Genomic DNA, 23,033 nt, shown 5'->3' on the forward strand with positions numbered 1-23,033 from the left:
TTTGAGACATACATACGAATGCAAAGAACTATATAAAGATAGAAGCAAAACCATAGAGAGGGTATTTGCTGACTTGAAGGAGAAGCATGGTTTGCGATGGACAACACTAAGAGGGATAGAAAAAGTGTCCATGCAAGCGATGCTTGTTTGTGCTTGCTTTAACTTAAAGAAGATGGCAAATTGGATGTGGAAGAAGGGACAAAACGGCCCTGGAAAGGGCAAAAATTTCTTTGTATTTATAAAATATTTATCAAAAATGCTTGTAAAAATACTCAAACCCCACTTTTCGTTTTTTGAAAAGTGGGGTTTGTCGACGGTCTGTATAATAATATATCTTCTAAAGAAGATAGAGTAAACGACAAGTCGTTTACTCAAGCACCATATGAAGAAATTAAAAACCTTTTTAACTCAATTTGTGTTACTTTACCTAAGATAAAAAATATCAAAGGTAATAGACAAAAAGTAGTTAGGCAACGTTGGAAAGAAAATCCGGACATTAACTTTTTTAAAGAATTGTTTGAAAAGGTTAATAAAAGTGACTTTCTTTCCGGGAGAAGTGGAAAATGGGTTGGTTGTTCCTTTGATTGGATTATGCAGCCTTCTAATCTTCAGAAAATTATAGAGGGTAATTATGATAATAACAGAAAAATTGATGATGAGTGGGGGGATTTTGATGTTGACCTTAAAGATTTTTAAAGATGGAGTAAAAAGGTTAGAATTGGAATTCAAGGAAAAGGGTTTTACGATGAATAAAGAAAAAGCTGCTCAATGGTATGAATACATGAAAGACATGTCCGATGATGAATTTACTAAACGTATTGATTGGGTTTTAAAAAATATTTCATATTCTCCAAGTATGGCCGACATATTCAAGGCCGATTTAAGCAGCAATAACACATGGAAGGACTTCGATTTTAGTTTTCTTGAAGGTGGGGATGAGTAGTTGAAGGAAGTAAATAATCTTTATAACCTACAAGCCGAAATCGACGTTTTAGCTGCAGTATTGATTAATAATAATTGCATGGTTGATATAAACCTTAGTGCAGAAGAATTTTTCGATACAAGGCACAAAAATTTATTCAAAGCAATGCAGGAGCTATTTAAAAAGGGAACAATGATAGACACAACGACATTAGTTGAATATTTCAAGGGAGATTTAAGCCCTATTGGTGGTATAAGTTACCTATCGGAGCTATTAGCAGCAGGGTCGATATTTGATAAGTCAAAGGTAGAAATTATAAGAGAAAAAGCAAAGCTTAGGAAGTTACATAAGGCAATATTAAAAGCAAGTGATGATATTAAAAACAATAAAGACTTTGAAGAAGTATTTGATGAAATGCAAAAAGCACTATTTACTATAAGCACTGGTGATGATGAGGAATTAGAAACGGACGAGGATTTATTTTCAAAGATATTCACTTACATTGATGAGCAAAAGGGAAGGGACATATTAGGATTAAAAAGTGAAATAACGGACTTAGATAAGGCCTTAAATGGCTTCCAGAAAGGAAGGCTTTATGTTATAGCTGGTCGTCCGGGTATGGGAAAATCAGCAGTTGCACTAAACATAGTTCAAAATATTTCTAAGACAAACTATGTATTATATTACAGCTTAGAGATGACAAAAGAGGAGTTAGGGATTAGAAGATTAGCTATGTATAGCAAATTAGATAGTCAAAAATTAGAAAGAGGGCAATTAGGAGACCAAGAATGGGTTAAATTAGCTGCAGGATGTAATATTTTATCAAGGCAAAAATGTATGACTTATGCAAAGGCAGGAATCCACATTAACGATATTGTTAATCAGGCTAAGAAACTTAAAATGCAGGGTAAACTTGATTTACTGGTAGTTGACCATATAGGTAGACTTAATTTAAAAGGCTTAGGAGATAGTTTAAGGGAGAAAATAACGAATGTTTGCATAATCCTTAAAAACTTAGCAATGGAGCTTAACATCCCGATAATAGCATTAAGTCAGCTCAATAGGAATCCAGATACAAGGCAGGATAAAAGACCGAGCTTGTCGGACCTTAAAGAAAGTTCAGGGATAGAAGAAAACGCAGACGTAATATTATTACTTTACAGGGATGAATACTACAATAGCGATAGTAAAGATAAAAAGACTATTGAAGTTAATATTGCTAAAAATAGAAATGGTAAAACTGGAAGGATAAAATTAATATGGTTTCCAGAATACCAATTCGTAAGTTCGATGTATAAGGAAGTGATATAATAGGGTTGGGATGACTTATCCCAGCCTTTAAAATTTTGCAGTATCAGGTTAGGGGGTAGGGGGGGTAAAAAATTCCGGCTTGCAGCAGTGGACCGGGCGGCCCAGCCTTCTGCACGCAATTTTCCCTTTATTTTCAAAAGGGGGTAGGGGTGACAAAAAAGTTCTGGCTCTTCAATCAGGACCGGGCGGTGGACCTTCGCTTACAAAAAATTCCCTTAATGAAATTATATAGGGTAGGGGTATTAGGAAAATTTTATAATAGTCTAAGGGAAATATAATTTTTTATACTAGCTTTTACTAGCAACGTAGGGGTATTAGGAAATTTTTATAATAATCTAAGGATACCGAGCGACCAGCCTTCGTTTAAAACATATTTGTAAAATGAGATTTTGAAGATAATTTCCGGCCTTATACAAGGTTTTACATTTACGTTGGAAGGCCTTAAGGCATTTCACATCACTTCAAGTTGTTGTTCTTGCAAGGCTTTAATTTAACAAGTTTAAGATACCTCACATAGGTAGGGAGATTGTGAGAAAATGTGAAATTTTCAAAGTGGAAGGAGCAAAAACCGACGTAAAACCGACATTGTCGGATTAGTCCCGGCCTTATACAAGGTTTTACATTCCAGCAGCAGGGCCTCAAGGGCTTAATATTTTAGTTAAATAAAGCACCTCACCCGGGAGAGGGGGTAAGCGAAACTTGAGTAAGGGGGGAAGGGAGAGCCGCAGGAAAATGAAAACCTTCCAGCAGGCCGGAAAAACTTAAAAGGTGGTGAAGGCCTTGACTAATGAAGAATTATTTGAGCTTTACTCAAAGGGTGATAATAAGGCTAAGGAGCTGCTAATCTTAAACAATATTAACCTTGTTAAGTGCATTGCTAAAAGATATTTTATAATCTTTGAGGTGAGCAGTTATAAAGATTATGACTTTGAGGATTTAGTCCAAGTGGGGATAATAGGATTAATTAAAGCTATTGAAAAATATAATCCTGCATTAGGCTGCAAATTTTCGACTTATGCGGTTAATTGGATAAAGCAAACTATAAGAAGGGCATTAGAAGGCCACGAGGACACATTAAGCCTTGATGAGAATATAGGGGATGATGACAACAGCGACTTAACGTTAATGGATACGATAGAGGATAAAAGCATTAACTTTGTTGAGGAGATGGAAATAAAAGAGTTAAAAAAGCTATGGGATATATTGGCCCAAAAATTAAATGAAAAGGAAATAAACTTTTTAAAGCTGAAACATATTAACAATTTAACAGAAAAGCAGATATGTAGAATATTAGAAATACCAGAGGAAAAGGCAAGGCAGTTTAGTGAATCCGTATTAAGGAAAGCAAGGTCAAAAGCAAAGTTATTAAAGGTATTGTTTGATGATTATTTAGACAAAAGGACAAGTTATTTAAGTGCGGTTGACTATTCTAAGCCTAAGGTAAACACAGGATATTATAGCAGCATAGTAGAAAGCATTGTTATAGAAAGGGAGAGGTTAAGAGAAAGGTTTGGAGTTAAGGTGAATATTTAGCGTCCCTAAAAATTGGGGGAGTTTCAGCTATTTTTTTAGAGTTACAAAAGAGTCACAAAAGAATTGCAATATGAATCCAAATTAAAGGAGCTGTATTGCAAAGGGTGGCAGATAATATCGATGACCCTTCAATAAGTTTTAGAGAAGTAAAAAAACAGGGGGCTGCCTACTAATAGTAGGTAACCTTTTTTTAGTTGCTATTGATAAAGTTTACTAACAATTGCTAACATTTGTGAGACTATTACTCAAAAAATACTATAAAAAACTCAAGTTTTCTCAAGGATGATGGGATGAAACATCCCCCCCCACCTTTATTTAAGGGTGAGTGCCAGCGAAACCGGGCGGCCCACCTTCAAAAACCCGGGAATAGGTTCTTACATGACCCGGGGTATTTTTTAAGCTACTTTACATGAATTTAGTAATATTTAGATGCTTTTACGTAAAGATAAATTTTTTTAGTAAAAAATAGTTGATTATTTATTTATAAAGTTTCGTATAGTCAAATAGGGCTTAATATATTATAATTAATACTACGGGGGTGCAAGTAATGGATAATGAAAAAGTATTAGATTTAATGCAAAAAATTTATGAGGAAATGCAGCAGGGCTTTAAAAGTTTAAATAACAGGATGGATGAGTTGGAAAATGAAGTTAATAAGACCAAGCTAATAATAGAAAATGACATAAAATCCAAGGTAGCAGTATTATTTGAAGGGAATAGCAGTTATAAGGAACAAGTAGAAGGTAAGTTTGAAGAAATAATAAAGGAGCAGCAGGAAACAAGGGAGATTTTATCTTTATCCGTAAAAAGTTTGGCGGATGATATACAAGGAATTAAACATGATATTGACGAGTTAAAACATAAATTTGATAAGGTTGAGAAGGTAACAATACAAAACACCTATGATTTGGCATATTTGAAAATGGCAAAGTGAAAAATTTTACTGCAATAGATAAAAAATAGTGCTAACAAACATAGCAAAATCAAGGCTTATTTTTTACTGCAATTTACTGCAATAATACTGCAACGGGATTAAAAATTAGTGATTTTTTGTGAAGTGGAATAAACTAGCAATATTAAAAAATATAGATTTTTCAAGGGTTCTAAAGTTTAATGCTTGTCCTAAAAACATATTTCATCTAACTACGAATCAGTTGGTCGGGGGTTCGAGTCCCTCCGGGCGCACCAAAAAGCCTTGAAGTTAAAAACCTCAAGGCTTTTGTTATTTTCTAAGGATAATCTTTTATAAAACTTTTTGCTTATCTCATTTCTGTTGTATTAATAGCATTTCTAATATTGTCAAGTTTTGTTTAATTTCAGTTTTAAACTCTATAAGATTATCCACATGCTTTCAAAGATGAAAAGTATAATCTTATATTGAATTGATACATAGATTAGTAGTATAATAGTAAAAATATATTCGGGGGTGAGGGTATGGTAGTAAGGGTTATTTATGCTATTTTAATGCTTTGTTTCTTTATCTACTTGTTGAATAAAATAATCAGAAGTGAAAAGGTTGAATTTAATGTTTTAGAAAATTTATTGTCAGTAGCATTTTTACCTGTTTCTATTGTAGGATTTTTAATAGGATATCCTATAAGGGTCTATGTAAAGGATATAAGGAGATGATTGCTTTTTTTAGTTTTTGTTGTTAAAATTAAATAAACACCAATTTAAGAAGGAGATATGAAATGATTCCCTTAAGAGATGCAAATCCTAGCAGGAGAAAACCTATCGTTACTGTAATAATTATAATTCTTAACTTATTTATATTTCTTTTTCAAACTTCTTTGCCGCCTGATATAGCACGTCAATTTATAAAAACCTTTGGCTTTATTCCCTATAGGTTTACGTATGATTTGTTTAAAGGATACAGCATAAAAGTTTGGCTAACTCCCATATTTACAAGCATGTTTCTTCATGGAAGTTGGATGCATCTTATAAGCAATATGTGGGCCCTTTGGCTTTTTGGAGATAATGTAGAGGATAGATTAGGGCATTTTAAGTTTCTTGTGTTTTACTTATTAAGCGGTTTTGCAGCAGCAATGACTCATTATATATTTAATTTTAATTCACCTGTTGTAACAATTGGAGCTTCAGGAGCTATATCAGGTGTTATGGGAGCATATTTTATTATGTTTCCTTTTGCAAGAATAATAACTTTAGTTCCAGTATTTGGGCTTCCTCTTTTTGTAAGGATACCTTCAATTATCTATATAGGTTTTTGGTTTTTATCACAGGTTTCAAATGGTATTCTAACCTTATTTGGGCCTATATTTGGATTTGGAATAGCTTGGTGGGCTCATATAGGAGGGTTTTTATTTGGAGTTTTTGTTGCTAACAAGGTTAAAAAACCTATATTTTATTAAAAAAGTAGCCTTAAGGCTACTTTTTTGTAGCATTTTTAACTTTTAAAGTGTATAATATTATATATGCTAATTTGTAAGGAGGTGGTATTAATGGAAGGTGGCCCTTATCCTAGTAGTATTTTTTATTTTATAAATCAAAAAATAATAGGTAGGGGAACTACTATTCCATTAATACCACTTTTAGTAGTTCTCCTGCCTTAAAAAGGGGGAGAGAAAATGGAAAGAGTTAATGGATGCTTTGTAAGCTACATTTTAAATGCACCAGTGTATGATACAAACGATATATATCTTGGTAAGGTTATTGATGTTATAGTTACAGCCGATGAACACCTTCCTGTAGTTTGTGGGATAAAATTAAAAAATAGAAATAGCTTAAAAGAAATAGCCTTTAAAACTTTAGATATATACAAAGATAAAAAGAAATATAAATTAATAGTCGATGGTTATTATGAATATAAAAGCGAAAAAAACTATTATTCCCTTTCAAACGATATTTTAGACAAGCAGATAGTTGATATAAATGGAAAAAGAGTTGTAAGGGTTAATGATTTAAGACTTGCTGAAATTGGGAATGGATATAAGTTAGTTGCAGTTGATATAGGATTTAGAGGTCTTTTAAGAAGACTTGGAGTATTAGAATTTGTTGAGTTCATATTATCAAAGTTTGGAATAAGACTTTCTAATAGCCTTATAATTTGGGACAACGTTGAGCCAATTCAAGGACAGATTGACAGAATAACCTTATCTATTCCTTATAAAAAATTAAAGTCCCTTCATCCAGCTGATATTGCTGACATACTTGAGGAACTTGATGCAAGGTATAGAAGTAATATTTTTAAAACTTTTGATGCAAAGCTTGCTGCTAATACCCTTGAGGAATTTGAAGATGAATATCAAGCTGATCTTGTTGAAAATATAGATGCAAACATGGCAAGGGAAATATTTGATAACATGCCTAATGATGAGGTGGCAGATATATTAGAGGATGTTGACGAAGAGCATGTTGAAAAGATACTTGAAAAGATGGATAAAGAAGATGCTGAAGAGATAAAGGAGCTTTTGGATTACGATGATAATACTGTTGGAAGTATAATGACAAAAGATTATATAGCTTTTAATCAAAATGAGACTGTAGATGGAGTTATAAAAAATTTAAGGGAGACAAAGCCAAGTTCGGATATTGCTTATTATTTATATGTAGTCGATGATGAAGGAAGGCTAGTTGGAGTTGTTTCATTAAGGGATCTTATTGTTTCAGAGGCAGATGCAAAGCTTAAAGATATAATGAAGGATAACGTTATCTACGTTTATGATGAAGACACCCTTGATGATTTAACAGAGCTTGTTACAAAATATGAGCTCCTTGCAATTCCGGTGGTTGATAAGAACAGGGTTTTACTTGGTATGGCAATTCTTAACGATATAGTTGATGAAGTGCTTCTCCCAAGATGGAAGAAAATACTAAAGAGGTCAGCATAAGGAGGTAAGTATGAGGGTAAAAAGCAAGAGACTAAAAAATTTATTATTTATTTTAAGCGTTATTGGCCCTGGTCTTATCACTGTTAATGCGGGAAATGATGCTGGTGGAATTGCAACTTATGCTGCTGTTGGAGCTCATTTTGGGTATAAGATGCTTTGGGGACTTTTTCTTATTACTTTCAGCTTGGCTGTCATTCAAGAGATGAACGCTAGAATGGCTGTTGTTACAGGAAAAGGCCTTGCAGATCTTATAAGGGAGCAGTTTGGAGTTAAGCTTGCTTTTTTTGCCATGCTAACTCTCTTTATAGCAAATTTTGGAGTTTGCGTAGGGGACTTTGCAGGAATTGCAGCTAGTATGGAGCTATTTGGAATTACAAAATATATATCTGTTCCTTTAGTTGCAATTTTAACGTTGTATATAATAACTAGAGGTTCTTATTCAAAAATAGAAAAGGTATTTTTAGCATTTACTTTTGTTTTCTTTTCTTATATAATCACTGCCTTTATAGTAAAACCTGATTGGAATAATGTGTTTAAACAGATGTTTACTCCTCAAATTGATTTTAATAAAGAATTTATATTAACGTTTATAGGTATGATAGGAACAACTATAACGCCATATATGCAGTTTTATCTTCAGTCATCTATAGTTGATAAGGGGCTTAGTATTGAGGATTATAAATACGAAAAGCTTGATGTTTATATTTCGGCTTTTTGGGGAGATTTAGTATCCTTTTTTATAATAGTGACAACTGCAGTAACTTTATATACAAATGGGATAAGAATAGATAGCGCAGAGCAAGCTGCTATAGCCTTAAAACCCCTTGCTGGACAGTATGCATCGGCTTTATTTGGCCTTGGTTTGTTTGGAGCCTCAGCCCTTGCAATTGCAATAATTCCTCTTTCAACTACCTATGCTATTTGTGAAGCTTTTGGTTTTGAAAGGGGACTTGACAATACCTTTAAAGAAGCACCTATATTTTATGGTATATTTGGAGGAATGATAATTTTAAGTGCTTTAATAGTATTACTTCCAAAGATTTCTCTAGTATCAGTCATGCTAGCAACTCAACAGCTTGCAGGAATATTATGTCCTGTTATATTAATATTTATGGTTCTTTTAACAAACAAGAAGGAAGTTATGGGAGAATATACAAACAACAAGCTTCAAAATATAATAATTTGGATAACGGTTATATTTATAATAATTTTATCCTTAATAATATTTATATTCCCGATAATTGAAAAAATACTCTAAGCCAGCTTACAAGCTGGTTTTTTTGTGTTATAATATTAAAGCTAACATCTTTAAGGAGGGGATAAATTGGAGTTTAAAAGTTTAAAACAACGTATGTTGATTAGCTTTACAGGAATTATTACAGCAATTTGTTTAGGGGCTAGTTTGGTTTTAATGTATATTTCAAAGAGAAGCCTTATAAATACGGTAAACACTATTTTACCTGAGATAGCAACTCAAGCAGCTTCTGTGGTTGAAAATGCTATAGATACAAGGCTTTCGGTTTTAGAGCAGATAGCAGAAAATCAGATTTTAAAGGATGAAAAGGCTTCTTTAGAAGAAAAGTTAAAGGTTCTTGAAAAGGAAAAGACAAAAAAGGGTTATGTGGGAATAAGCTATATACTGCCTAACGGAGATTTGACGGATACGGATGGAAATAAGTTTAATATAAAGGATCAGGAAAGCTTTATAAAAGCAATGAAGGGGATAAAAAATATATCCGATCCAATAATAAGTAAGGTAGATGGAAGTATAATTGTTTTATATACCGTTCCTGTAAAAAATGAAAGTGGAAAAATTATAGCTAGCGTTTGTGCTGCAAAGGATGGAAATGAAATAAGTTCTTATACAAATAATATAAAGTTTGGAAATACAGGACAAGCATTTGTGGTAGACAATAAGGGAACAATAATAGCCCATAGGGATAAAAATTTAGTTTTTGATAAGTTTAATGTTCTTGAAAAGGCAAAGGAGGATTCTTCTTTAAAAGGATTTGCTGAAATTGTAAGAAATATGATAGCTAAAAATAAAGGAGCAGGTAATTGTATTTATAATGGTTCAAGGGTATATATAGGTTATGCTCCTATAAAAGGAACCGGATGGTCTGTTGGTGTTATGATGGAAGCTAGTGAAATACTTAAGGAGACTAGAAGGCTTCAAATAGGACTTTTAGTTTCTTCAATTTTATTTATAATTTTTGGTTCTTTATTTGCTATTTTACTTTCAAATAGCGTTACAGTACCTATTCATGATTCTATTAAAGTTTTAGATGAAATTTCAAAAGGAATCTTAAATATAAATGTAAGTCAAAAGCTTTTAAATAGGAAGGATGAGTTAGGTAAGATAGCAAAGGCCACTGAAAACATGAGAAAAGTTCTTTTGAATATGGTTAAAAATATAAAGGAAGCTTCTGATAGCATAGGTTCTAAGACAAATTATTTAGCTTCGGTTTCAGAGGAAGTTAGCGCTTCAAGTCAAAACGTAGATGCAGCAACAAATGACGTAGCAAAGGGAACTGTAAATCAAGCCCAAGATCTTTTAGATATTACAAATATACTTCATGATTTTAGCAGTCAGCTTGAAAATGTTACTAACCTTATAAACGATATTTATTCAAATACAAATAATATAAAGGATATGGCAGATAGTAGCAATAAAGATATGCAATATACTATAAAGAGCATTGAAAATGTAAATACTGCGTTTAATGAGCTAGTTATAAAAGCTCAAGAGGTTTCCAAAAACATATCAAAGGTAAAGGATATAATTAATTTAATTAATAATATTGCAGAGCAGACAAATCTTCTTGCACTAAACGCTGCAATAGAAGCTGCAAGGGCAGGAGAAGCTGGAAGAGGATTTTCTGTTGTTGCAGATGAGATTAGAAAATTAGCAGAACAAAGCAAAGTTTCATCAGATAATATATCTGATTTATTATCCTTAGTATTTAATAATACTGAATCAATGATAAATACTACTGAAATGGTTAAAAAAGAGCTTGATGCACAGATAAGCAATATAAACTCTACATTAGAATCCTTTAAAAATATTATTTGTGCCATAGATACAATAGCTCCTAAGATAGTAAATACCTCAAAGTCAATGGAGGATATAAATAATAGAAAGAATGATATATTAAATAAAATAGAATCAGCTTCTGCAGTAGCTGAAGAGGTTTCAGCTTCAGCGGAGGAGATAGCAGCATCTATGCAAAGTTTAACAACATCTTCAGAAAATCTTGCAAGACTAATTCAGGAGCTTAATGACATGAGTAGAAAAATGGACGAACTTGTTAAACAGTTTACCATATAGCTCAACCTAAAAGGTTGAGCTTTTTTTATTCTTAAGGTGTAAGATTTGTAGAATTCATGATATAATTGTAAAAAATGGTTCTTAGGAGTTGGTTGTTATGTGGATTGTGGATCTTTTATATAAAGTTGAAGATATAATGGACAGGGATTATTTAAGGGTTGATAAAGGTGATAATCTAAAAAAAGTTTTAGATCTTATGCTACAAAACGGTAGGGAAGAGGTTTTGGTTTTTGATGATGACAAACTTATTGGCATTTTTACAATAAGGGATGTTCCAAAATCTGAAGAATTATCTTTAAAGGTTGTCAAAGATTATATGAAAACAAACATAATAACTGTCCCTTTAGGTTGCAACATAAGGGAAGCTAGGGATTTGATGATAAAAAACAACATAGGAAGACTTCCTGTTGTTGAGGATGGAAAAGTGGTTGGAATTTTAACTACTAACGATATAAGGGATAAATTTTATTTAAAGATAGATGAATTTTATAAATTCCAGAGGGAAATTTTGGACAACATTCATGAAGCGGTGTGTATTATAGATAAAAATGGCATTGTTATATATTGGAATAAAAGTGCAGAAAAACTTTATGAAATACCTTCAGATAAGATTTTAGGGAAACCTATTTTAGATTTTTTTCCAAATGCTTTGATTCTTAAAGCTTTAAAGGGAGAAAAAATAGAAAACGTATATCATAAGCCAAGATATAATAAGACGGTTATTTTAAGCGTAATTCCTATTTTTGATGATAATGGGCAGATTATAGCTGCTGTTTCTACAGATAGGGATGTAACTGAGATTATGACATTATCCGAACAGCTTGAAAGAACAAAGAAGAAATTAGAGATAATAAAACATCAGTATAAAAGGCAAATATCCCAAAATTATAGTTTTTCAAGCATAGTAGGAAAAAGCAAGAAAATTATAGAGGCTATTTCAATAGCTCAAAGGGTTGCAAGTTCTTCTGCCAGCATTTTAATAACAGGGGAGAGTGGAACCGGAAAAGAAGTTTTTGCAAAGGCTATACATGATGCAAGTGGAAGGGAAGGAAACTTTGTTGCAATAAATTGCAGTGCTATTCCAGAAACTTTGCTTGAAAGCGAACTTTTTGGTTATGTTGAAGGAGCTTTTACTGGAGCTTTAAAAAAGGGTAAAATAGGAAAGTTTGAAATAGCAAACAATGGAACGTTGTTTTTGGATGAAATAGGAGATATGCCCCTTAGCATGCAGGTAAAACTTTTAAGGGTTTTGCAGGATGGAGTTATATACAAATTAGGAGATGAAAAACCTACAAAGGTGAACGTAAGGATTATTGCTGCAACAAACAAAAATTTAGAAAAAATGATAAAGGAAGGAACCTTCAGAGAGGATTTATATTACAGACTTGCTGTTGTTCAAATTAACCTTCCGCCTCTTAGGGAAAGAAAAGAGGATATTAAAGAGCTTAGTTATTTGTTTTTTAATATGTTTGCAGAGGAAGAGGGAATAGAGATAAAAAGAATAGACAAAAAAGTTTTAGAAGTTTTTGAAAACTACAAGTGGGAAGGAAATGTAAGGGAGCTTAAAAATGTTATACAAAGGATGATTATACTATCAAACAATGGAGAGATAACCTTAGATTTAGTTCCAGAGTATATATTAAATTATAATAAAAATTCAATTGATTTAAATATTCAAAATGCACAAGAATATGACCTTCAAAGGATTATAGAAAACGTTGAAAAGAATGTGATTAAGAAGGTTTTGGATATTACTAATGGAAATAAAAATAAAGCAGCTAAGATGTTAAATATAAAAAGAAGCACCCTTTATTACAAATTAAATCAATACGGACTTAAATGACAAAAAATTGACACCATGTCAAGAAATTGACACAAAGAAAAACTTATTTTAACAAAGGTTTAAGGGTAATGTCAGTTTTTTGACATGATTTTATATAGTTTTTTTTAATAAAAAAATCAAGAATTATTGAAAAATTAATTAATTTTAAGCGTTTAAAAAGTTGGCACGTTTTTTGCTTATTAATTATAGTGGAGGTGAAAGGATGGGTAAGGTATATAGATTTTTTCTAAAAATGCATGTTGGAGCTCCGTCAAAGCCAATAGTAGATGTAGGGGATAAGGTAAAAAGAGGAATGTTAATAGCAGAACCTGAGGGGCTTGGTGCTAAAATACACACAAGTGTTACAGGAAAAGTTGTTAAGGTTACAGATTCCTTTATTGATATAGAAGCTGATGAGGTTCAAACAAAGGATTACGTTAAGATAAAAGAATGCTCAAGTATTCAAGAAGCTGTTTTTGAGGCTGGAATAGTTGGAGCAGGTGGAGCAGGTTTTCCAACTCATATAAAACTTCAGAGCAAATTAGATGATGGATATATAATTGCAAATTGCGTTGAGTGTGAGCCTATTTTAAACCATAACATATATTTGATAGAAAAAGAAGCAGCAAAGGTTATAAGAGGAATTAAATATGCTATGGAGGCTACTAATGCTAAAAAAGCTTATATAGCCATTAAAGCAAAAAATCTTAACGCTATAAATGCATTAAAAAAGGAAATTAAAGATGACAGCATTGAAATAAAAGAAATGCCTGATATGTATCCTATGGGAGAAGAAAGGGCAGTTATCCATCAGATTTTTGGAAAATGGTTAGAACCTACCCAGCTTCCTATAGAAGCGAATTGTGTGGTGCTAAATACAGAAACCCTTTACAACATAGCTTGTGCAGTTGAAGATAGAAAGCCTGTTATAGATAAAGATATAACAGTGGCAGGAAAACTTAAGAAAGGAAAAGGTCCCCACGTGCTTTTAAAAGTTCCTATAGGAACGCCAATAAAAGATTTAATAGACATGTATGGCGGAATAGATGGAGAATATGGAGAGATTATAATAGGTGGTCCATATACAGGAAAAGCAGAGGATTTAGATGAATCCTATGTTACAAAAACATCAGGAGGAGCAATAGTTACTATTCCTCTTCCAGAATTTAAAGGAAAGCTTGGGCTTTTAGTTTGTGCCTGTGGAGCAGATGAGCAAAGGCTTAGAGATATTGCAGCAAAGATGAAATCACAGGTTGTAGCAGTTACAAAATGTAAAAATGTCGTTGAAGTAAGGGGAGCTAATAAATGTTTAACTCCTGGTGATTGTCCAGGACAAGTTCAAGCTGTTATGTATCTTAAAAAGCAAGGGGCGGAAAGAATACTTATAGCAAACTGCAATGATTGTACAAACACCGTTATGGGATGTGCTCCAAAGCTTAATATACCTGTTTATCATCATGTAGATCATGCACTAAGAACGATGGACATGCCTATTCCAAGAAGGCTTCCAATAGATAAAAAGTAAAGGGAGGTTGAGATTATGTCAATGAGCGCTGAAAAGGCTCAAAAATATTTAAATGAGCCTGCGATAGTATGCTGTAGAACAGAAGAAGGAACTATAATTTCAGCAGACAATCTTGAGGACCCAGAAATTTTCCCAGATTTAGTAGCTTCAGGTCTTTTAAATATTCCCTCAAATTGTTTAAAGGTTGGAGAAGTTTTAGGTGCAAAGTTAGTTAAGACTATTGATGCTTTAACACCTCTTACTCCTGATCTTTTAGAAGGGGTTAAGGTTGAGGATACTAAAAAAGTAGAAATACCTAAAGATGCAAAGGCAGTTTTAAAGGTAAATAAAAAAGCAGGAGATGTTATAACTTTAGAAGATTTAGAAAATCCAATTAACTTTGAAAAACTACAGGATTCTTTATTAATAAATTTAACTGAGGATGTTTTAACCGTTGGTGAAGTTATAGGTAAAAAACTTATAGTTGATGCTCCTGCATTGACGACTGTAAAGCCTAATATGCTTGAAGGTTATATAAAGGAAATGGAGGTAAATAATATGCCTCAGGTTACATCTCAAGGAACTTTAAGAATTAAAATAGCTGAGGGTAAAGGAATAGATATAGAGCTTCCTTTATTTGCACCACAACCTCTTCAAGTTCCTCAGGTAAAACAAGAAGCTGTATCTGTAAAACCTGTTGAAAAGGCTAAGGAAGAAAAGGAAGAATATCAAGAAAAGGAAATAAGAAGGCTTGTAAGAAAGCATTACAAGATTACAGAAGTAAAGTTTGGCCCTGAAACTAAGATAGAAGGAACAACTTTATATATAAGAGAAAACATCTGTCAAGATGCTTTAAAGGTTGATAACCTTGTTAAGGATATAAAGATAGACATAATAACACCTGATAAATACAACACCTACAGTGAAACAATAATGGACGTTCAGCCAATAGCAACTAAAGAAAAGGGTTCAAAGCTTGGAAGTGGAGTAACAAGAGTTTTAGATGGCGTAATCGTTATGGTTACTGGAACAGATGAAAATGGGGTTCAAATAGGTGAATTTGGTTCATCAGAAGGAATACTCGAAGAAAATATCATGTGGGGAAGACCAGGTTGTCCAGATAAAGGTGAAATATTTATAAAGACTCAAGTTACAATAGCAGCAGGAACTAATATGGAAAGAGTAGGTCCTTTAGCAGCCCACAAGGCCACTGATTATATAACTCAAGAAATAAGAGATGCTTTAAAGAAGGTTGATGACAGTTTAGTTGTTTATACAGAAGAATTTGTTCAAAAGAGAAGACCAGGAAGAAAGAAGGTTGTTATAGTAAAGGAAATAATGGGTCAAGGAGCAATGCACGATAATATAATCTTGCCAGTTGAACCAGTAGGGGTTTTAGGAGGAAAGCCAAATGTAGACTTAGGAAACGTTCCTGTAGTTTTATCACCCCTTGAAGTTTTAGATGGAGGAATCCATGCCTTAACATGTATAGGACCTGCATCAAAGGAATGTTCTAGACATTACTGGAGAGAGCCATTAATTATCGAAGCTATGAACGACCCAGAAATAGACCTTTGTGGAGTTGTATTCGTAGGAAGTCCACAGATAAACAGTGAAAAGTTCTATGTTTCAGAAAGACTGGGAATGCTTATAGAAGCTATGGATGTTGATGGAGCAATAGTTACAACAGAAGGGTTTGGTAACAACCACATTGACTTTGCAAGCCATATTGAGCAAATAGGAATGAGGGGAGTTCCAGTTGTTGGAATGTCCTTCTGCGCAGTTCAAGGAGCTTTAGTTGTTGGTAATGAATATATGAAATATATGATAGACTTAAATAAATCTGAACAGGGTATAGAAAACGAAATATTAGGATGTAACACATTATGTAAAGAAGATGCTATAAGAGCTTTAGCTATGCTAAAAACAGTAATGGCAGGAGAAGAAGTAAAAGCTCCAGAAAGACAATGGAATCCAAACGTTAAAGAAAACAACTTAGAATTGATTGAAAAGACTTATAACATAAAAATAGAAAGGGTAGAAAATGAAACATCAATTCCAATGAGCCAAAAAAGACGTGAAAAATATTCAACAAAGTAATGTGAGGGTAATGTTATGAAGTATGGAGATAAAATAATAGAAATGCAGGGTATAATAACTGAGGTTCAAGATGGTGCAGTTGCCATTGATTTAAAGGGAAGGCTTGGTTATATAAAAATACCCCTTAGAATGCTTATTACCGACTACCCTTTAAAGGTAGGTCAAGAGGTTGCTTTTAAGATGAGTTTTATAGAAGTCATAAATGAAGAGCCTAATTTGAAATATGTAAAAAATATAGAAAGAAAGGAAGGGAGACAAGAATGAGTTTAACAGTTGTAAAGGGACTTCAATCTGAAATATATGTCCCAATAACACCACCTCCTGTTTGGGCAGATGTTAAAAAACCTTTAAAAGAAATGAAGGTTGCTCTTGCAACAGCAGCAGGAGTTCATTTAAAGAGCGATAAAAGATTTAACTTAGCGGGAGACTTTACATTTAGAATAATTCCAGGGGATTGCAATTCTAAAGACCTTATGGTATCCCACGGAGGATATGACAACGGAGATGTTAATAAGGATATAAACTGCATGTTCCCAATAGACAGACTTAGAGAATTACAAAAAGAAGGATTTATAAAGGAAGTTTCAGAAGTTCATATAGGATTTATGGGGGGTGGAGGAAATCAGGATAAGTTTAAGAACGAAACAGGACCTGCTATTGCAAAGATATTTAAAGATGCAGGAGTTGATGCTGTAGTTTTAACTGCTGGCTGAGGTACTTGCCATCGCTCTGCTGTAATAGTTCAAAGAGCGATTGAGTCGGTAGGTATACCGACAATAATAATTGCAGCGCTTCCACCAGTTGTAAAACAAAATGGAGCTCCAAGGGCAGTTGCTCCTCGTGTTCCAATGGGAGCAAATGCAGGAAGACCAAACGATCCTGAAATGCAAAGAAATATCTTAAGGGATGCTCTAATTCAACTTGTTGAAATACAAACTCCAGGAACTATAGTTCCACTTCCATATGAATATATAGCAAAAGTATGATTTATGGCCCCTTTTGGGGCCATAAATAAAAAAAGGAAGTGTTAGCATGGAGGAAAGGGTATTAAGAAGGCTTGTTATAAAGTCATTTCATATTAATGATGTTAAGTTTTCTGAGAAAACCTTTATAGATATTCAAAATAGAACTTTATATTTAAGAAAGAATTGCATAGAAGAATTTATATCCAATGAAGAGGATATAAAACAAGCAAAGTTATCTATCATTCCTAAGGATGGAAGAGATATATTTGTAAATTCAATTCTTGATTTTAGTCCTATTGCAACTAAAGTTTTAGGAAGGTTAGGGGAAGGAATTACCCATGTTTTAACGGGAGTTTGTGGTATGTTAACTGCTGTTGATGAGGAAGGGGTTCAAGTAGCAGAATTTGGGTCTTCAGAAGGAATACTCTCACAGCAGGTTTACTTTAATAGAGCAGGAACTCCAAAAGATGACGATATAATAATTCATGTTGATATTACACTAAAAAAGGGAATGGGGACGGTAAGAAAAGGTCCTACGGCTTGTCATAGGGTTTTTGATAAGGTTATTCAAGAGATTAGAAACGTGCTAAAAAAGGTAAACGGAAGGCTTTGTGATGAAAGGCATGAATTTATTGATTCAATAAAACCTTTAAAAAAGAAGGTTGTAATAATAAAACAGGTTGCAGGACAAGGGGCCATGTATGATACTTTATTTTTACCAAATGAACCTGGGGGATTTGAAGGCGGACGTTCTATAATAGATGTAGGCAATGTTCCTATAATACTAAGTCCAAATGAATTTAGAGATGGAGCCTTAAGAGCAATGCATTAGGAAGGTGTTAATATGGGTGTTGGTCCATCTACAAAGGAGACAACTTTACATCATTTTAGAGACCCTCTTTTGGATGTTGTTTCAAAGGATGAGGATATTGACCTTGTTGGGGTTATGATAGTTGGAACGCCTCAAGAAAATGAAGATAAGTATTTTGTTGGAAAGCTTGCGGCTCAATGGTGCGAAGCTATGAGGGTTGACGGGGTTTTAATATCTGTAGATGGCTGGGGAAACAGCCATGTTGATTTTGCAAACACTATAGAAGAAATAGGAAAAAGAGGAATACCCGTGGTAGGTTTAAGCTTTGTAGGAACTCAAGCTCAATTTGTAGTTAAAAATCAGTACATGGATACAATAGTTGATTTTAATAAGTCAAAGGAAGGAATTGAAACTGAGGTTGTGGGAGAAAACAATGTTACAGAAATTGATGCTAAAAAGGCTTTAGCTTTTTTAAAATTAAAAATGAAAAGAGGGGGATTGAAATGATATCAATAAAATCAATCTTTGCTGTTGACTCCCATACTATGGGGGAACCTACAAGGGTTATAGTAGGGGGAGTTCCAAACATTCCGGGGGAGACAATGGCTGAAAAGAAAAGATATCTTGAGGAAAACCTTGATTATTTAAGAACAGCCGTTATGCATGAGCCAAGAGGACATAGGGACATGTTTGGTTCAATTATAACTCAACCTACTACAGACCAAGCTGATCTTGGAATAATATTTATGGATGGTGGCGGATATCTTAATATGTGTGGACATGGAACTATAGGAGCGGCAACCATTGCAGTAGAAACGGGAATGGTAAAGGTTGAAGAGCCTTATACTGAAATAGTATTTGAAGCTCCAGCAGGTCTTGTTAAAGCAAAGGTTAAAGTGGAAAATGGAAAGGCCAAAGAAGTTTCTGTGGTAAATGTTCCATCTTTCCTATACAAATCTGATGTTGAAATAGATGTTAAAGATCTAGGAAAGGTAAGGCTTGATATAGCTTTTGGAGGAAGCTTTTTTGCCCTTGTGGATTCAAAGGATTTAGGGGTTGAAATAAGACCTGATAATGTTCAAAAATTAACAGAGATAGGGCTTAAGATAAGGGATGCGGTAAACAAAAGCATAGAGATAAAACATCCTGTTTTATCCCATATAAAAACTGTAGATCTTGTTGAAATATATGGTCCTGCCACTAATAAAGAAGCAAACTTAAAAAATGTTGTTATATTTGGACAAGGTCAAGTGGACAGGTCACCTTGTGGAACGGGAACAAGTGCTAAAATAGCAACTTTATATGCAAAGGGAAAATTGAAAATGAACGAGTATTTTGTATATGAAAGCATTTTAGGAACAATGTTTAAAGCAAGAGTTATTGGGGAGACAACGGTTGGGGAATATAAAGCAGTAATTCCTGAAATAACAGGAAGCGCGTATATAACTGGATTTAATCACTTTGTAATTGACCCTAATGATCCATTGAAATATGGATTTATATTAAAATAAAGGGGGATATTTATGGTAAATTTTATATTAGGCCTTTTAGTAGTATTTGCAGTTGTGTTTTTATACTTTATGATTAAGGATGTTGTAAAAACTTATAAGGAAAATAGAATGGAAAAAGGAAACTTTTGGGCTTTAGGTGCGGTAGGTTTTGTTACTAACTTTTTTGATACTCTAGGAATAGGAAGCTTTGCGCCAACTACAGCTCTTTTTAAGTTTTTTAATTTAACTGAAGATAGAACCATTCCAGGAACTTTAAACGTATCAATGACTATTCCTGTTATACTTGAAGCTTTAATATTTATAAAGGTAATAGAAGTAGAGCCTATAACTTTAATATCAATGCTTGTTGCGGCGACTTTAGGAGCGGTAGTTGGTGCAGGAATAGTATCAAAGCTTGATACTAAAAAAATAGAGCTTGGTATGGGTTTTGCTCTAGCGGTTGTTGCTATTGTTATGCTTTTAGGACAGCTTAAGCTTTTCCCATCAGGTGGAGATGCAATCGGATTAACAGGCGGAAAGCTTATAATAGCGGTTGTTGCAAACTTTATATTAGGAGCTTTGATGACTATAGGTATAGGTCTTTATGCTCCATGTATGGCCCTTGTATATGCCCTTGGAATGAGCCCAAAGGTTGCTTTCCCAATAATGATGGGTTCCTGTGCCTTTTTAATGCCTGCAGCTTCAATAAAATTTATAAAGGAAGGTGCATATGATAGAAAGGCTTCTGTTGCAATAACTATATTTGGTTCAATAGGAGTATTTATAGCAGCTTATATAGTAAAAGAGCTACCTCTTTATTGGTTAAAGTGGCTTGTAATTGTAGTAATAGTTTACACTTCAATAACTATGTTTAGAGCGGCTAAAAAACATAAGGAGGAAATAAATAGCAGTTTTTAGGGGTTGCGTTGGCAACTCCTTCTTTATTTGTAAAAGTGTGTTGACTTTGGAATATTATAATAATAAAATGTAAATTGATGTTGAATTTTAAAGGGGGGATTAAATTTGAAAAAGTTTAAACTTAATTCTATAAGGGTAAGGCTTATAACTTTGCCCCTTATTGTTATATTAATGTCTATAACAATTGTAGGTGCTATTACTTCTTATATTGCAAGGCAAAGCCTTTTAAATCAAATGAAACAGGATGGTTTTGCAATATTAGAAGATGTAGCAAAGAGAATAGAGGAAAACACAAAAGCTATGGAGGTTATAAACAATACATTAGATGATAGAATAAAAATGGTTGGAAATATTGTTATAAGAAATAAAACTAATTTAAGCAATGAGTTTTTAAGAAGCCTTGCAAAGGATCTTAATGTAGATGAGATAAATTGGTTTTATAATGGGGAGATTATAAATTCAAACTTTGACGATTATGTTGGATGGAAGGCCCCAAAGGACCATGCAGCTTATAAATTTTTAGTAAGTAATGATAAGTTCTTATCAGAGGATATAAGGAAGGATGCTGTATCTGGAGAGTATAAAAAATATGGATATGTAAAGGATAAAGATGGGTATTTTGTTCAGGTTGGTATAAATGCAACTAAAGTTAAAGCTTTAACTGAAAAATTTTCATATCAAAGAATTGTTGAAGATATAGCATCAAAAGAGAATATAGTTTATGCCCTTTTTATAGATAAAAACTTAAAGGTTGTTGCCCACAGCGACAAAGAAAGAATAGGAATTCAACTTACGGACGAGGGAAGCAAAGCTGCTGCAGTAGATGGGAAACCCTATTCTTCAGAATACTTTTATGAAGCACAAAAAATTAATGTATATGATGTTTTACTTCCTGTTTATGTTGATGGAAAACATATAGGGGCTATAGATATAGGTTTTTCAATGGCTCATGTTTATAAAACCATAAGTAAAAATATAATTACGTTTGTTTGTGTAGGTATATTTGTATTTATGCTTTTAGCCTTTACATTATATACTTCTTCAACTTTAGTGGTAAATATTATTAAAAAATTAGAAAACGATATGAGAACTTTAGCACAAGGGGACTTTACCATAAAAGTTCCTGAAAATGTATTAAAGAGAAAAGATGAATTTGGAGAAATTGCCCATGCTGTTGACCACATGTTAAAATCTATAAGAGAAATGATAAGGGAAGTTAAGGAAAACGTAAATAATGTTTTATCTCAGTCTGAGAACCTTTCTGCAGTATCAGAGGAGATGGCTTCCTCTTCTCAAGAGGTAGCAAAAACAATGCAGCAGGTTGCAGAAGGTTCAACTTCTCAGGCTAATGATTTACAAGAGATAGTATCTCTTATGCAATCTCTTACAAATGCTATTGAAAATGCATATAAGAAACTTTCAACAGTTAAGCAGGAGGCAGAAAGCACTACTAGCAAGGCAAATATAGGAAAACATGAAATGGATAAGCTTATAAAATCCATTGAGGATATAAAGGGAAGTTTTGAAGTTGTAATAAACAAAGTAAGCAACTTAACAAATTCAGTTAAGGAGATAAGCAATATAACAAATGTAATAAATGCCATATCAGAACAAACAAATCTTCTTGCATTAAATGCAGCAATAGAAGCTGCAAGAGCAGGTGAGGCAGGACGAGGATTTGCTGTTGTTGCAGATGAGGTTAGAAAGCTTGCAGAGGAGTCTAAAAGATCAACAGCTGAGATTGTAAATTTAATATCATCAATTCAGTTGGATACAGAGGAGGTAATAAAGACATCAAAGGAGGTTGAAACGTTTATAGAAGCTCAAACAAGCGTTGTGGAAAACACTTTAAAATCCTTTGAAGATATACTTGAATCTGTTGAAAATATAGCTCCTCTTATGGATAGCACCTATAAAGAAATGGATGAGGTTATAAATTCAAAGGATAAGGTATTAGGAAAGGTTGAGGCTGTAAGTGCTGTAACTCAACAAAACAGTGCAGCAACGGAAGAGGTTGCAGCTTCAGCTGAGGAACTTTCAGCATCTTCACAGGAAGTTGCAGCAACAGCTCAAAGCTTAAGCTCAATGGCAATGAATCTATCAAGCATGGTAAATAAATTTAAAATAGAAGAGTAGGCTTTTGCCTACTCTCAGACCGTCGACAAACCCCACTTTTCAAAAAACGAAAAGTGGGGTTTGAGTATTTTTACAAGCATTTTTGATAAATATTTTATAAATACAAAGAAATTTTTGCCCTTTCCAGGGCCGTTTTGTCCCTTCTTCCACATCCAATTTGCCATCTTCTTTAAGTTAAAGCAAGCACAAACAAGCATCGCTTGCATGGACACTTTTTCTATCCCTCTTAGTGTTGTCCATCGCAAACCATGCTTCTCCTTCAAGTCAGCAAATACCCTCTCTATGGTTTTGCTTCTATCTTTATATAGTTCTTTGCATTCGTATGTATGTCTCAAATGTTCTACT

At 33.4% G+C, this 23,033-nt stretch carries 22 protein-coding genes; 21 read left to right on the forward strand and 1 reads right to left on the reverse strand.

What is annotated here, in order from left to right:
• The 21 genes from C4R78_RS09605 to C4R78_RS08125 all read left to right on the forward strand — a co-directional run.
• The coding region (locus C4R78_RS09605; protein ID WP_146057679.1) for a transposase at positions 1–355 on the forward strand (355 nt) is incomplete at its 5' end.
• Complete coding sequence (locus C4R78_RS08030; protein ID WP_103896552.1) at positions 301–696, forward strand: hypothetical protein; 396 nt, start codon at positions 301–303, stop codon at positions 694–696. The genes C4R78_RS09605 and C4R78_RS08030, both read left to right, overlap by 55 nt.
• On the forward strand, positions 674–943 hold the full coding sequence (locus tag C4R78_RS08035) for a hypothetical protein (protein ID WP_103896553.1): 270 nt from the start codon (positions 674–676) through the stop codon (positions 941–943). The genes C4R78_RS08030 and C4R78_RS08035 overlap by 23 nt, the downstream gene beginning before the upstream one ends.
• Positions 944–2,233, forward strand: coding sequence for a replicative DNA helicase (locus C4R78_RS08040; protein WP_103896554.1), 1,290 nt, complete (start codon positions 944–946; stop codon positions 2,231–2,233). It abuts the gene before it with no gap.
• 780 nt (positions 2,234–3,013) lie between these two features.
• Positions 3,014–3,766 (forward strand): sigma-70 family RNA polymerase sigma factor, encoded by a 753-nt coding sequence (locus C4R78_RS08045; protein ID WP_159945866.1) that lies wholly within the window; start codon positions 3,014–3,016, stop codon positions 3,764–3,766.
• Between the two features lie 547 nt (positions 3,767–4,313).
• A complete protein-coding gene (locus C4R78_RS09510; RefSeq protein ID WP_207654288.1) occupies positions 4,314–4,700 on the forward strand; it encodes a hypothetical protein in 387 nt (128 codons plus the stop codon).
• A 500-nt stretch (positions 4,701–5,200) separates the two neighbouring features.
• On the forward strand, positions 5,201–5,395 hold the full coding sequence (locus C4R78_RS08055) for a hypothetical protein (protein WP_103896556.1): 195 nt from the start codon (positions 5,201–5,203) through the stop codon (positions 5,393–5,395).
• A gap of 62 nt (positions 5,396–5,457) precedes the next feature.
• Positions 5,458–6,135, forward strand: coding sequence for a rhomboid family intramembrane serine protease (locus C4R78_RS08060; RefSeq protein ID WP_103896557.1), 678 nt, complete (start codon positions 5,458–5,460; stop codon positions 6,133–6,135).
• A 216-nt stretch (positions 6,136–6,351) separates the two neighbouring features.
• The gene (locus C4R78_RS08065) at positions 6,352–7,614 is read left to right on the forward strand and encodes a magnesium transporter (RefSeq protein WP_103896558.1); all 1,263 of its coding nucleotides are present in this window, start codon (positions 6,352–6,354) and stop codon (positions 7,612–7,614) included.
• Positions 7,615–7,624: 10 nt separating this feature from the next.
• On the forward strand, positions 7,625–8,872 hold the full coding sequence (locus C4R78_RS08070) for an Nramp family divalent metal transporter (protein ID WP_103896559.1): 1,248 nt from the start codon (positions 7,625–7,627) through the stop codon (positions 8,870–8,872).
• Between the two features lie 66 nt (positions 8,873–8,938).
• Complete coding sequence (locus C4R78_RS08075) at positions 8,939–10,942, forward strand: methyl-accepting chemotaxis protein (RefSeq protein WP_103896560.1); 2,004 nt, start codon at positions 8,939–8,941, stop codon at positions 10,940–10,942.
• Between the two features lie 97 nt (positions 10,943–11,039).
• Positions 11,040–12,785, forward strand: a complete 1,746-nt coding sequence (prdR, locus tag C4R78_RS08080) for a sigma-54 dependent transcriptional regulator PrdR (RefSeq protein WP_103896561.1) — start codon at positions 11,040–11,042, stop codon at positions 12,783–12,785.
• Between the two features lie 202 nt (positions 12,786–12,987).
• Entirely contained in the window at positions 12,988–14,289 is a 1,302-nt protein-coding gene (gene prdC, locus C4R78_RS08085; protein WP_103896562.1) for a proline reductase-associated electron transfer protein PrdC, read from the forward strand.
• A gap of 15 nt (positions 14,290–14,304) precedes the next feature.
• Positions 14,305–16,368, forward strand: coding sequence for a D-proline reductase (dithiol) proprotein PrdA (gene prdA, locus C4R78_RS08090; protein ID WP_103896563.1), 2,064 nt, complete (start codon positions 14,305–14,307; stop codon positions 16,366–16,368).
• A gap of 15 nt (positions 16,369–16,383) precedes the next feature.
• Positions 16,384–16,632, forward strand: coding sequence for a CBO2463/CBO2479 domain-containing protein (locus tag C4R78_RS08095; protein ID WP_103896564.1), 249 nt, complete (start codon positions 16,384–16,386; stop codon positions 16,630–16,632).
• Positions 16,629–17,354, forward strand: a complete 726-nt coding sequence (gene prdB, locus C4R78_RS08100) for a D-proline reductase (dithiol) protein PrdB (RefSeq protein WP_103896565.1) — start codon at positions 16,629–16,631, stop codon at positions 17,352–17,354. Before C4R78_RS08095 ends, prdB begins: the two co-directional genes overlap by 4 nt.
• 46 nt (positions 17,355–17,400) lie before the next feature.
• Positions 17,401–18,165 carry a proline reductase cluster protein PrdD gene (gene prdD / locus C4R78_RS08105; RefSeq protein WP_103896566.1) on the forward strand — a complete coding sequence of 255 codons (765 nt, stop codon included), beginning with the start codon at positions 17,401–17,403 and terminating at the stop codon, positions 18,163–18,165.
• Positions 18,166–18,177: 12 nt separating this feature from the next.
• A complete protein-coding gene (locus tag C4R78_RS08110) occupies positions 18,178–18,651 on the forward strand; it encodes a glycine/sarcosine/betaine reductase component B subunit (RefSeq protein ID WP_103896567.1) in 474 nt (157 codons plus the stop codon).
• Positions 18,648–19,655: a proline racemase gene (locus C4R78_RS08115; protein WP_103896568.1), complete on the forward strand. Its 1,008-nt coding sequence runs from the start codon at positions 18,648–18,650 to the stop codon at positions 19,653–19,655. Before C4R78_RS08110 ends, C4R78_RS08115 begins: the two co-directional genes overlap by 4 nt.
• A gap of 12 nt (positions 19,656–19,667) precedes the next feature.
• Positions 19,668–20,552, forward strand: coding sequence for a sulfite exporter TauE/SafE family protein (locus C4R78_RS08120; RefSeq protein ID WP_103896569.1), 885 nt, complete (start codon positions 19,668–19,670; stop codon positions 20,550–20,552).
• Positions 20,553–20,657: 105 nt separating this feature from the next.
• Positions 20,658–22,688 carry a methyl-accepting chemotaxis protein gene (locus C4R78_RS08125; protein WP_103896570.1) on the forward strand — a complete coding sequence of 677 codons (2,031 nt, stop codon included), beginning with the start codon at positions 20,658–20,660 and terminating at the stop codon, positions 22,686–22,688.
• Between the two features lie 14 nt (positions 22,689–22,702).
• Here C4R78_RS08125 and C4R78_RS08130 read toward each other — a convergent pair.
• Positions 22,703–23,033, reverse strand: a 331-nt coding sequence (locus C4R78_RS08130; RefSeq protein ID WP_146057680.1) for a transposase, incomplete at its 5' end; no start/stop codon positions are given.

Source organism: Caloramator fervidus (assembly GCF_900108045.1).
GTDB classification, from domain to species: domain Bacteria; phylum Bacillota; class Clostridia; order Clostridiales; family Caloramatoraceae; genus Caloramator; species Caloramator fervidus.

Coding starts and splice junctions, on each gene's coding strand:
- C4R78_RS08035 (WP_103896553.1), top strand. CDS start 674: ATGTTGACCTTAAAGATTTTTAAAGATGGAGTAAAAAGGTTAGAATTG.
- C4R78_RS09510 (WP_207654288.1), top strand. CDS start 4,314: ATGGATAATGAAAAAGTATTAGATTTAATGCAAAAAATTTATGAGGAA.
- C4R78_RS08055 (WP_103896556.1), top strand. CDS start 5,201: ATGGTAGTAAGGGTTATTTATGCTATTTTAATGCTTTGTTTCTTTATC.
- C4R78_RS08060 (WP_103896557.1), top strand. CDS start 5,458: ATGATTCCCTTAAGAGATGCAAATCCTAGCAGGAGAAAACCTATCGTT.
- C4R78_RS08065 (WP_103896558.1), top strand. CDS start 6,352: ATGGAAAGAGTTAATGGATGCTTTGTAAGCTACATTTTAAATGCACCA.
- C4R78_RS08070 (WP_103896559.1), top strand. CDS start 7,625: ATGAGGGTAAAAAGCAAGAGACTAAAAAATTTATTATTTATTTTAAGC.
- prdR (WP_103896561.1), top strand. CDS start 11,040: ATGTGGATTGTGGATCTTTTATATAAAGTTGAAGATATAATGGACAGG.
- prdC (WP_103896562.1), top strand. CDS start 12,988: ATGGGTAAGGTATATAGATTTTTTCTAAAAATGCATGTTGGAGCTCCG.
- prdA (WP_103896563.1), top strand. CDS start 14,305: ATGTCAATGAGCGCTGAAAAGGCTCAAAAATATTTAAATGAGCCTGCG.
- C4R78_RS08095 (WP_103896564.1), top strand. CDS start 16,384: ATGAAGTATGGAGATAAAATAATAGAAATGCAGGGTATAATAACTGAG.
- prdD (WP_103896566.1), top strand. CDS start 17,401: ATGGAGGAAAGGGTATTAAGAAGGCTTGTTATAAAGTCATTTCATATT.
- C4R78_RS08110 (WP_103896567.1), top strand. CDS start 18,178: ATGGGTGTTGGTCCATCTACAAAGGAGACAACTTTACATCATTTTAGA.
- C4R78_RS08115 (WP_103896568.1), top strand. CDS start 18,648: ATGATATCAATAAAATCAATCTTTGCTGTTGACTCCCATACTATGGGG.
- C4R78_RS08120 (WP_103896569.1), top strand. CDS start 19,668: ATGGTAAATTTTATATTAGGCCTTTTAGTAGTATTTGCAGTTGTGTTT.